At 39.9% G+C, this 11,990-nt stretch carries 8 protein-coding genes; 4 read left to right on the top strand and 4 right to left on the bottom strand.

What is annotated here, in order from left to right:
* Window positions 1-260 precede the first annotated feature (260 nt).
* On the bottom strand, window positions 261-476 hold the full coding sequence (locus BK581_RS00140; RefSeq protein WP_078575991.1) for a hypothetical protein: 216 nt from the start codon (window positions 474-476) through the stop codon (window positions 261-263).
* Window positions 477-604: 128 nt separating this feature from the next.
* Between BK581_RS00140 and BK581_RS00135 the strand changes: the two genes are divergently transcribed.
* The 3 genes from BK581_RS00135 (at window position 605) to BK581_RS00125 (ending at window position 2,199) form a co-directional block, all read left to right on the top strand.
* Window positions 605-1,009, top strand: a complete 405-nt coding sequence (locus BK581_RS00135) for a hypothetical protein (RefSeq protein ID WP_095995511.1) — start codon at window positions 605-607, stop codon at window positions 1,007-1,009.
* 165 nt (window positions 1,010-1,174) lie between these two features.
* Window positions 1,175-1,462, top strand: coding sequence for a hypothetical protein (locus tag BK581_RS00130; protein WP_078575989.1), 288 nt, complete (start codon window positions 1,175-1,177; stop codon window positions 1,460-1,462).
* Between the two features lie 443 nt (window positions 1,463-1,905).
* Window positions 1,906-2,199 (top strand): MTH1187 family thiamine-binding protein, encoded by a 294-nt coding sequence (locus tag BK581_RS00125; RefSeq protein ID WP_078575988.1) that lies wholly within the window; start codon window positions 1,906-1,908, stop codon window positions 2,197-2,199.
* Between the two features lie 80 nt (window positions 2,200-2,279).
* Here BK581_RS00125 and BK581_RS00120 read toward each other — a convergent pair whose 3' ends face one another.
* Both BK581_RS00120 and gltB read right to left on the bottom strand, forming a co-directional pair.
* Window positions 2,280-3,767 (bottom strand): glutamate synthase subunit beta, encoded by a 1,488-nt coding sequence (locus BK581_RS00120; protein ID WP_078575986.1) that lies wholly within the window; start codon window positions 3,765-3,767, stop codon window positions 2,280-2,282.
* 17 nt (window positions 3,768-3,784) lie between these two features.
* Entirely contained in the window at window positions 3,785-8,374 is a 4,590-nt protein-coding gene (gene gltB, locus BK581_RS00115) for a glutamate synthase large subunit (RefSeq protein ID WP_078575985.1), read from the bottom strand.
* 547 nt (window positions 8,375-8,921) lie between these two features.
* Between gltB and BK581_RS00110 the strand changes: the two genes are divergently transcribed.
* Complete coding sequence (locus BK581_RS00110) at window positions 8,922-9,407, top strand: DUF456 domain-containing protein (protein WP_078575983.1); 486 nt, start codon at window positions 8,922-8,924, stop codon at window positions 9,405-9,407.
* Window positions 9,408-9,704: 297 nt separating this feature from the next.
* On the opposite strand, the gene BK581_RS00105 is transcribed toward BK581_RS00110, so the two are convergent.
* On the bottom strand, window positions 9,705-11,951 hold the full coding sequence (locus BK581_RS00105; RefSeq protein WP_078575981.1) for an alpha/beta hydrolase family protein: 2,247 nt from the start codon (window positions 11,949-11,951) through the stop codon (window positions 9,705-9,707).
* Between the last annotated feature and the right edge of the window lie 39 nt (window positions 11,952-11,990).

Here is an 11,990-nt window from a genome sequence, read left to right as displayed (position 1 = left end):
TCCCTCAATTAAATCGTGACGTCTCCATTATCTTCTGCAAAACACAAAACAATATACGGAATACATAGATAAATATAGCTGTCAATGAAAATAATGGTGATGACTTGAAACGAGTTAAAACATGACTAAAACAGGGCCATAGTAGGGGACCTCGTTTAGCCATGTTTACTTTTGAGGTGAGAATGATGACTTTGGTCATAATCTAAGGTTACATATGTTCAAATAGGACCTCTTTTGTTAAATTATGATGGGCAACACTGTCAATTGTAGTAAGGCGAGTGTTCCCAATCAGTGTATGTGCCACTGCCTTCGCACGCATCACAATGAAAGTAATCAGGCGAGATATAAAATTCACTGATCGGCAAGTTATAGCCTTTTCCATGACATGCCGGACATAAGCCTTCATCTTTCATTTTCATCATTTTTTTCTCATGGCGTGTTTCCTGCCATAGTAATAACGCATTTAACAATCCCATTTTAAACACCTCCATTTTTAACCATTAGTCTTTTGGAAAATGAAGGGTTTTATACATTTTAATGAAATTATATTTACACCTTTAATTGGGCGTATGCATACATTAGTGAGAAAAGGAGGAATTTATTTATGTCAGCCCATTCACAAGACAAACAGGAACAGACGGAGACTTATGCAGTGGAGGAAGATCGTCATACTCATACTCATCCTCACCAACAAGATATGAAAGATATGTGTCAGCATTATCATTTATATTTTGTCCAAATTCAGATGATGGACGGATCGCTACATGAAGGCGTTATAGAAGACGTAGACAATGAAGGCGTCACGTTACTTACACCATTTGAAGAAGATCATCACTTTCCAGATGGTTCACGGCAATTTGGTACGGGGATAGGAGGCTTTGGTACGTTTACTCCTTACGGTTTTGGCTATGGTCCATGGTACGGTGTCCCGTGGCGATTCCGTCGCTTTAGACGTCGTAGGTTCCCCTTTTATGGAATCGGAGGTTTTTATTTTCCTTTCTTCATTTAAAAGAAAGAGATCTGTCTACTTAAGCGTTGACAGGTCTCTCTTTTTTTGAAGTCTCCTCACTTTTAATGAGAAGGCATGTCTTCTTAATCATTAACATATGCATTCTATCAACTCAATCGTTTATACTTATTAGACCATCATGTCACAGGACAGAGGTAGATAATTGTGAAAATACGTGCTGAAGATTTACCAGAAAAAGAAAGGGCTCTCTTACTCTCCATTCAAACGTTACCTCGTCATGAAAAGCAAACACTTTGGTCACTAATCCGTCTGTCAAATAAGGATCATATTTGTATCGTGCCTCGATTAACACCTGAAATTCAGCAATTAATCCAAAAAGGACTCGTCACGATTAATCCTAGCTTTCACACTCAAAGTAAAATAAGTTTATTCATCCTCAGAAAGACACCATTTTTAATGAAAAAATTACAAACCATAGGTCAGCAAAAATAGAAGAGCTAGTCGTCTATGATTTTTTCTACATGATTTTATCCTAGTTGAGTCAACTCAGGACTTTAGAAGCCGATAGCTCCCCTTAAACAGCTTTTATTATCTATTTTGAGCAGGGCGTTTTAGGTCGCTTATCTGTGATAAAACGTGCAATGTAAGACGGCAACTTCCTAAAGATGAAACGCTGTCCAAAGATCCCGTTTGCGAAGGTTTACCGAGTAAATGTTAGCTGAAGACAAACTTTCGAAAAACGCTCGTCTGAAGTGAAGGTCACGGTCATGATGAATTTTGAAGTTCATTCACTTAAAACGACTTACCCTTTTTGTATAGACGTCTCTTTTATGTACTGATCATGAGTTTAAATTTAAACGTGTTTAAAAATCTTCTGTTATGGAAATAGATTAACTACACCTTATAAAATAATTCTTCAAAGGAGGAAATAATACATGCCATTGCTTGAAATTAGCGTTGTTCCTGTAGGTACTGCCACTGAAAGCTTTAGTCATGACGTAGAAAAGGCCGTTTCAATTATAGAACAAAATAATTTGAAATATCAGGTGACCCCTACTTCTACTATTATTGAAGGAGAATTGGATAAATTAATGGATGTGGCTCAAGTGATTCATCTAAATGAAATTGAAAACGAGGCAAAACGTGTGGTAACGACGATTAAAATTGACGATCGAACAGATAAACCAATCTCCCTTGAAAGCCAAGTTAACAAGGTTTCAGATCACTAATTGACTATTTCCCTACACGGATAAGAAAAAGCCGGACTTAAGGATGTACTTAAAGTCCGGCTTTTGTTAGTTGTCTTTTATTATGGTAAATTTGTCGTCCCCATGAGATAACGGTCACATTCTCGCGCAGCTCCACGGCCTTCATTAATTGCCCAGACGATCAAGCTTTGCCCCCGTCTCATATCACCAGCTGCAAACACACCTTCTACATTCGTCGCATAGTGATCATAGTCTGCTTTAACAGTAGAGCGTGCCTCTGTTTCCACACCTAACTGGTTAATTAAGTCTTGCTCCGGTCCAGCAAAACCGATTGCTAAAAGGACGAGATCTGCTGGCCATACTTTTTCACTGCCAGGTATTTTATTGCGAATCTTCCGCCCATTTTTATCGAAAACTGTTTCTACATCTATAGTATGAACTTCTTTAACATGCCCATTTTCATCACCGACAAATTTTGTCGTCATGACGGCGTAAGCACGAGGATCTTTACCAAAAACAGCTTCTGCCTCTTTTTGACCGTACTCAATACGGTGGATAACCGGCCATTGGGGCCACGGATTATTGCTTTCGTCTCTAGCTGTGCCTTTTTTATTGTAAATATCAAACTGAGTTAAGCTTTTACAGCCATGTCTCAGTGATGTGGCAAGACAATCTGTCCCTGTATCTCCCCCACCGATGACAATTACATTTTTATCAGCTGCTGAAATGTAGTTACCATCTTCGTGGTTTGAATCTAATAAACTTTTCGTATTAGCGTGGAGAAAATCCATGGCATAATGGATCCCTTTAAGGTCACGCCCTTCAGCTGGAATATTTCGATGTACGGTTGCCCCTCCGCATAGGATAGTCGCATCAAAATTGTCATCTAACTCCTCAGCCGTTATATCTTTGCCTACTTCTGTATTAGTCACGAATTCGATGCCTTCTTTTTCAAGAATATCCACACGGCGCATCACCACATCATAAGGTAATTTCATTTCAGGGATACCGTAAGTTAACAAACCACCGATGCGATCGTGACGCTCATAAACCGTCACCGAGTGTCCAGCTTTATTTAATTGAGCTGCTGCTGCTAATCCAGCTGGCCCTGAACCAACGACCGCTACTTTTTTTCCTGTTCGCTTCTCAGGCGGTTCAGGGACTACCCAGCCTTCTTCAAAACCTTTTTCAATAATAGAACGTTCGACAGTTCTAATAGCAACTGGAGGTTCATTAATACCTAGCACACAGGCTCCTTCACACGGTGCTGGACAAGCCATACCAGTAAACTCAGGAAAATTGTTCATTTCATGTTCTTTTTTCAACGCTTCTTTCCATTGACCACGATAAACAAGGTCATTCCATTCAGGGATTAAATGATAGACAGGACAACCAGTCGTGGCACCGTCTATTTCCATCCCATGATGACAGGTCGGGACGCCGCAATCCATGCAGCGAGCCCCTTGTTTTTTTAACTCTTCCTCTGACATCGGTTTTGTATAATCTTCCCAATCCTTCGTCCGTTCAGAAGGGTGTCGTTCGTGATAAGACTGTCGTTGATATTCCATAAAGCCAGTCGGTTTTCCCATAGCAGATACCCTCCTTTTTATTTCAATGCTTCGACAGCAATTTTACTTTCTTCAAAGGCAGTCATTTCTGCTTCATGCCGTTCTTTTCCCTCTTGCATGAGCTGTTGAATTCGGTTTTGTACTTGACGATAATCTTTAGGAATGATTTTCACAAACTTCGGAACCATCTCTTCCCAATTTTTCAAGATATACTTTGCATGATCACTGTACGTATGCTCAATATGAGTTTTAAGTGTGTGATATAGTTTATTAATTTCGTCATGGTCAAGAAGTGATTCCAAGTGAACTAATTCATCGTTACACCGAGAAGCAAAAGACTCTTCACTCTCATCAAGGACATAAGCAACCCCTCCAGACATCCCTGCTGCAAAGTTACGGCCTGTTGGGCCAATAACAATGACTTCACCACCTGTCATATATTCACATGCATGGTCTCCTACACCTTCAACCACTACTTTAGCGCCACTATTTCGTACGCAGAAACGTTCACCGGCAATACCATTTATATAGGCCTCACCGCTAGTAGCACCATAAAAACATACATTTCCTGCTACGACGTTTTCCTCTGGTTTAAAGGTCCGCTTTCTCGATGGTCGAACGATAATTTTTCCACCAGATAGCCCTTTTCCAACGTAGTCATTGGCATCCCCTACAAGTTTTAATGACATTCCTTGTGGAATAAAAGCACCAAAGCTTTGGCCGGCAGAACCTTTAAACGTGAGGCGAATAGTATCTTCAGGTAATCCTGCTAATCCATAACGGCGTGTCACTTCACTTCCGAGGATCGTACCCGTGACGCGGTTAATATTTCGTATCGCAAAGGTCCCTTTAACAGGTATTTTATCTTCTAGTGCATCTTCACAGAAAGGAATAAGTTCCTGCATGTCCATTGAGTTCTCTAAACCATGATCTTGCTCGATAGATGCAAAACGAGTCACTTTATCAGTAACATCCGGTCGATGTAAAAGAGCAGATAAGTCCACACCTTTCGCTTTCCAATGGTTCACAGCCTCATTCGTCTCTAAAATGTCGGTACGTCCCACCATCTCATTCAAGGTACGGAATCCTAGTTCAGCCATCAGTTCACGTGTTTCTTGTGCGATAAATAGCATGAAGTTTTCTACATGATCGGCATTACCCGGAAACTTTTTACGTAGCTCTGGGTTTTGTGTCGCTACCCCCACAGGACAGGTATCAAGATGACATACACGCATCATGACACAGCCCAGAACAACTAAAGGTGCGGTTGAAAACCCATATTCTTCAGCTCCTAGCAACGTGGCAATAATAACGTCACGGCCACTCATCATCTTACCATCTGTTTCTACAACGATGCGGTCTCTTAAATGATTGAGTAGGAGGGTTTGATGTGTTTCTGCTAACCCTATTTCCCATGGAAGACCAGTATGCTTCAAGCTCGTTCTTGGTGCTGCACCTGTCCCGCCTTCGTAGCCGCTAATTAACACGAGATCAGCTCGCCCTTTTGCTACCCCTGCGGCGATTGTACCTACACCAGCAGCTGACACGAGTTTAACGCTGATTCGAGCCCGTGGGTTCGCATTTTTCAAGTTATGAATAAGCTCCGCCAAGTCTTCAATTGAGTAAATATCATGGTGTGGCGGCGGTGAAATCAACTCTACTCCTGGTGTTGATCCACGCACTTCTGCAATCCAAGGATACACCTTTTTACCAGGAAGATGGCCACCTTCTCCGGGCTTTGCTCCTTGGGCCATTTTTATTTGAATTTCATCGGCATTGACTAGATAATGACTGTTCACACCAAAGCGGCCAGATGCCACTTGCTTAATAGCACTTCGTCTTAAATCGCCATTGTCGTCTGGTGTAAACCGATCGATATCCTCTCCGCCTTCACCACTATTACTTCGAGCTCCTATTCTGTTCATCGCGATGGCCAACGCTTCGTGCGCTTCTTGACTTATAGCCCCATAAGACATGGCTCCCGTTTTAAATCTTTTGCAAATATCCTCAATTGGCTCAACATCTTCAATTGGGATAGGGGTTCGCTTTTTAAACGATAAAAGGCCACGTAATGATTGAAGGTTGTTTTTCTCGTCTGTTAACAGGTTTGAATATTTCTTAAATGTCTCATAGTTGTTCGTTCTACAAGCATGCTGGAGCAAATGGATCGTTTCAGGGTTGTAAGAATGGTCTTCCCCTTTTACTCTATATTGATAGTCATCCCCAGCTTCTAGTAGCTTAGCTGAGCCTCGATCTTCTCCAAAACCATCGACGTGTCTTAACAACGTTTCTTTTTCAATCATGTCAAGGTCAATGCCACCAAGTTTCGATGATGTCCGGGTGAAATAGCTGTCAATCACCTCTTGTTGAATACCAACAGCTTCAAAGATTTGTGCACCTCTGTAACTTTGAATCGTAGAGATCCCCATCTTAGAAAGCACTTTAATAACGCCGTCAGTTGCGCCTTTTATATAACGATTAATGGCGTCGTCTAAAGGCATGTCCAATTCATCAATGTCAATTAAGTGATTAACCGTATCGAAAGCCAAATACGGATTAATAGCTTCTGCACCGTAGCCTAACAAAGTGGCAAAGTGGTGCACTTCTCTCGCTTCACCCGATTCTAGCAGTAAGCTCACTTTCGTACGCGTACCTTGTCGAATTAAATGATGATGTAAACCTGAAACAGCTAACAATGATGGAATAGCTGCCAGCTCAGTATTAATCCCTCTATCAGAGAGAATGAGTAACGTCGCCCCGTTCTCAACCTGTTTGTCCGCTTCTTTAAAAAGCTTATCCATGGCAGATTTTAAGTGCCCTTTGCCACCTTCTGCCGTAAATAAAATAGGCAACGTGACAGCCATAAACCCATCCATGTCTTGTTGTCGTAGTGTTTCAAGCTGATCATTCCGCAACACTGGACTATCAAGCCAAATATGTCTACAACTTTGAGGGTTAGCGTTCACTAAACTTCCTTCAGCACCGATTGTTGTTCCCACTTGAGTAATTAACTCCTCACGGATAGCATCAATAGGAGGATTCGTTACTTGAGCAAACAACTGTTTAAAGTAATTATATAGAAGCTGTGGTTTTTTTGACAATACAGCAAGTGGTGAATCATATCCCATTGAGCCTACTGGGTCTTTTCCGCCTGAAACGAGAGGCTTAATGATTTTCGTTAATTCTTCCGTTGTGTAACCAAAAGCAAGTTGATGATTAACGAGTTCACCTTTATCGGTAATCGTTTGAACTTCTTTTTGTTGGGGAAGTTCATCTAAACGAATAAGATTCTCTGAAAGCCATTCAGCGTATGGTTCCTCATTTGCAATTTGGAGTTTTATCTCTTCATCAGGGATTATTTTACCTTGCTCTAAATCGACTAGTAGCATTTTGCCTGGCTTAAGACGATCTTTGTATAACACATCATCAGAAAAAATATCAAGCGCTCCTACTTCAGAACCTAGTACGATCAAGCCATCTTTCGTGACGTAATATCTCGCAGGTCGAAGTCCGTTCCTGTCAAGACAGGCCCCGATTTGCTTTCCATTCGTAAAAGCAACAGCTGCTGGTCCATCCCATGGTTCCATGAGCGTACTATGATATTCATAAAATGCACGCTTGTCAGGATGAATAGTCGGATCATTTGCCCAAGGTTCAGGCATCATCATCATCGCCGTATGAGCAAGGGAACGTCCGGATAAGTGTAGAAATTCAAAGGCATTATCAAACATCGAAGAATCACTGCCGTCTTTGTCAATTATAGGAAGGATTTTATCCAAATCTTCTTGACTGAAATTGTCAGACTGACAAAGTTGTTCTCTTGCTCGCATCCAATTAACATTCCCACGAATCGTATTAAACTCACCATTGTGAATAGTGTACCTGTTTGGGTGTGATCGCTTCCAGCTAGGAAACGTATTTGTACTAAATCGTGAATGGACGAAGGCCATAGCTGTTTTAAAGTCGGGATGGTTTAAATCAATATAAAATGAATCCAATTGTTCCGGGATCAACATCCCTTTATAAACCACTGTTCTTGTAGAGAGGCTAGTGAAATAAAAATCATTCGTATCACTGGATCGAGCTACTTCAATTTCAGTCCGTTTACGAATTATATACAGACGTCTTTCAAAATCATCTTGATCCTTCACTTTGTCCGAAGGGAGAATAACCACTTGCCTGATATACGGTTTTGTCTTTTTTGCTTCTTTACCTACAAACGAATCGTTCACAGGCACCGTACGCCAGCCAAGGATTTTCTGGCCCTCTTCCTCTACAATATTTTCAAAGATTTGTCTGCTTTTTTTCCGGCTTTTATGGTCCTGAGGAAAGAAAATCATTCCTAAGCCATAACTACCTTCAGAAGGGAGTTCAAGATCCTCTTTATGAAACTGTTTCTCAAAAAAACGATGCGGAATTTGCGTTAAAATTCCTGCACCGTCACCGGTACTGACATCTGCTGATTGTCCTCCGCGGTGCTCTAAGTTACATAAAATCGTAATCGCATTTTGAACGATATCATGCGATTTCGTTCCATCGATATGGGCGATCATACCAATTCCACAGGCTTCGTGTTCAAAATCTGGGTGATACAGTCCCTGCGGTAATGGCGTTCTTGGATGTTTCATAATAGCGCTCCTCCTTAACTTCAAATCTTTCTTAAACTACTTGGTTAATAAATCTATCAAACTTTCCTATTTAAAACAAGCTTATGAACGTTTTAAATATTTTGATAAGTGTATCACGATTCTGTAAAGAATTCTAACCTCCCAAATCAAAAAAAATGATGTAAATATTGTATAAGCTTGATTCATTCATTATTTTAAATCACTTTCATCATACAAAGACCATTCATAACACGCCCCTTCAATCAGGACATTAGATCCGTTAATTCCCCTAAATAGATGTTGCTCTCCTCTCTATTTTCACTGTCTTTCACGACAGCCCTTTTTTAAAACGGACATTTGATATCGTTTAGTTATCATTGTTCGACCTTTTCATGTTGAAAATTTAATATAAGATATTGCTTCTTATTTGTGTATTAAATTGAGATATTATATTATCATAATTAGTGTGTGTGTGAATTGTTCACCCCTTTACGATTATTCTAAATTTTTATAAAATAACAAAAACTTCTCCGCAAACTATTATTACTCATAATAAGGGGGACAGTCAATGGATTTTTTTGCTTGGATATTGATCATTTTACTATTTTCGGGTAGTTTCATTGGTCTTTTTTATCCCATTATTCCAGCTATTTTACTCGTTTGGATTGGGGTTTTCGTTGGACATTTTTTTATTAATGATCTTATAATGTCTTCGTGGACGTGGAGCTCCCTTTTAGTCATCACAGTCGCCATTTTTATCGCTGATTATATAGCAAGCATGTACTTTATCACCAAGTACGGTGCGTCTTTATTAGGAAAACGCGTTGCTACAATCGGGCTTATTGTTGGTAGCTTTATTATCCCCCCTTTTGGTATTTTTATCGTACCGTTCACTGCCGTTTTTTTGATAGAATACATGCAAAATCACTCTATGAAGCAGTCAGGGAGAATTGCTGCCGGAACATTACTTGGCTTTATTTCGAGCACTATAGTCAAAGCCTTTCTCCACCTTCTTATCATCATTATTTTTCTAGTGGATGCTTTATTATTTTAGGCAATGAAGCGTTACATTAATTAAAGTCTTGGGTGGGCGAGGAAAGTGAGTTTTGATCGTTTATGTAGAATGTAAGAAAAGCTTCAGTCATCGTAGGGACATTATTACAAAAACCTCAAACATATTATAAGTAAGTCCTCTCTCATGACCAATGTGAGTCTTCCTTATGACAACCTTCTCATTTACAAACAAGTACTCATTGAAAAGGCTCAAATAAAAAAAGAGACTTTTTCAAGCCTCTTTTTCGTTATGTTTAATATTATGTTTTACACTAATACCTAATCATCACCTTATCACTTATTCAGATTCATTAAACCCAATGTTATCCATCATCAGCTTTCCTGGTCCTTCTGAAAAATAAAGTGTGATCGTTGTTACATCTTCAAGCTTTAATTCTGGGGCTTGTTCATAAAAAGCATCAAGCGGTAACTCATAGTTTTGAAAAACGGGTTCAACAGCTTCTTCATACTTTCCTTCACGCATAATCTCATCGAACCACGGGTGAATGGTATATTGCGTAAAAATTGATGGCTGAATACTTTTAAACTGTTCCATATCTACCCGAGTCGATATGCCATCGCTCGTCATAAATTCCACTTCTACACGAGGCACTTGAGAGAAATCATGTGAATTCTCGTCTAAATCTCTATCCATATTAGCCATAGACACAATCATTGATTCAAAGTCATGTTCACTTAATGTCTCTCGTAAACTGTCATCTAACGACATAACGTAGTGAGCATTATCATCCCATTCAAAGACCATCCCTTTAGACCTTTTAGTATTTCCAGCTCGATTGACAGCTGATTCAATCTCCCAGCTTTCAAAGCCTATTCCTTCAGCAATGATATACTGTGAGAGAACTGTTTTGTTATTACTTTCATTGTAATTAACAAGAGGATAGAAGGACGCATCTTCGTACCTTGTTACGTATTGCGTATTAGGTAACCATTCTCTTCCATATCTAACATCTTTAAAAAGTGGCTTGTATTGATCATTCCCATTTAAAGTTGTTTCAAGAAAAGCTGATATATACACCTTTGCCACTTCTCGTTGCTCTGCCGCAGGCATGAGTTGCTGTCTATTTAAAAACAGTCCCCCTGGTAAGCGCATATCCATGCGCCCCCAATCGGTGTTAAATTGACTATGATTGGCTTCAGCGATATACACCCCTGCTTTAAATAAGTCAGAATCATTTGGTATCATCACTCTACTATATTGCCGATCTCCATGATAGTTGTGGACATCGCCATCGCGAGCACCGTGTAAAGTCAAATATGAGACATTTGCTGGCTCGGCACGCATATCATCCACTTGTGTATCTGTAGGTGCGACTGCAATCACAGACTTCACATCAATCGCCGCCATCCCTTCCACCGATTCATCTTCACTAAACCATCGTTCGTAATCAGCTACCATTGCAACAGCCTGACCACCACGTGAATGGCCTATGAGCGATACTCTCTGTAAATCTACTTTTTCAAAAAAAGGATTATTAACTGTTTCATTAAACCGCTTAATTTCCAGTAAATGTTGCATTAATATCCAAGCACGTAATGACATATCTTCGTTAGGAATACCTGTCCAATTTGAATAGTTTAAAAAATTTTGATCAACTGATACAGCAATGTATCCCCTACTTGCAAGAAGTTCTCCTAAATAACCGTAACCAGAATCAGAAAAATACTCCATGCTATGGTTACCGTGCACGATAAGAACTAGGGGAAAGGTCCCTTCTCCTTCCGGCATCCATACCCGACCGTTTAATGGCAAAGCTGTTTCATCAAACCCCCAAAAAAACTCTCGATAATCTTTCCATTCATTAATAAATTGAGATGCATCCACTGAATTCGAAACGATATCTACATCTTCATTAAAAGTATCTCGTTGCTTATCCTCACCATTTCCATATGAAAAGCTCTTAAAAGAATAATCACCTTGATCTGCCGGATTTGGGACGGCTAACGGCGTAATATAGCTCTTTTCACTGAAAGTGGGTGTGACACTATCATAGTCAATTGTTGGCGCCCAAAGGAAAATTAATAAAATATAGGATAAAGGGAACATTATGAGTATTAATTTCTTAGGTGTCGACCAGACTTTATGAAAAATGGCTACTAATATAAACCCGAGGCATAAGGCCACCCCCATCCATACAGCTGTTATAACCCCTGAGAATAACGCCCCCAAGTTGGCTTCTGATAAAATATAATACGTTAAGGCACTACTATAACCTAATGCAGCAAGTAACAATCGAGGCAGGGGTATATACAAAAGACTCAGTAAAAAACCGCCTAGAAAGGTCACTGTTAAAAATACAACTGTATGTAAAGTCAGGTAAACGACTAAGTCTATCACCATCCCAAATCCGGACGGTGTTCCTAGCCCCCCGATTATAATTGATATACTTGATATAACCCATAACCCTACAATCATTAACACTATTTTTTTGTCATATGCTGCTGTTTTTGAACCTCGATACCTTAACCACTTAAAGAAACGACGAATGACGTTTTGGTGTTTTTTCTCACTCTCTATCAGCATGCTTTTCTCCTCACGAACGACTAGTTATTCAGTCCATTT

Source organism: Salipaludibacillus agaradhaerens, assembly GCF_002019735.1.
In the GTDB taxonomy this organism is placed as follows: Bacteria; Bacillota; Bacilli; order Bacillales; family Salisediminibacteriaceae; genus Salipaludibacillus; species Salipaludibacillus agaradhaerens.
Note: the sequence above shows the minus strand (reverse complement) of the source record. Positions and strands in the feature narration are given on the sequence as shown.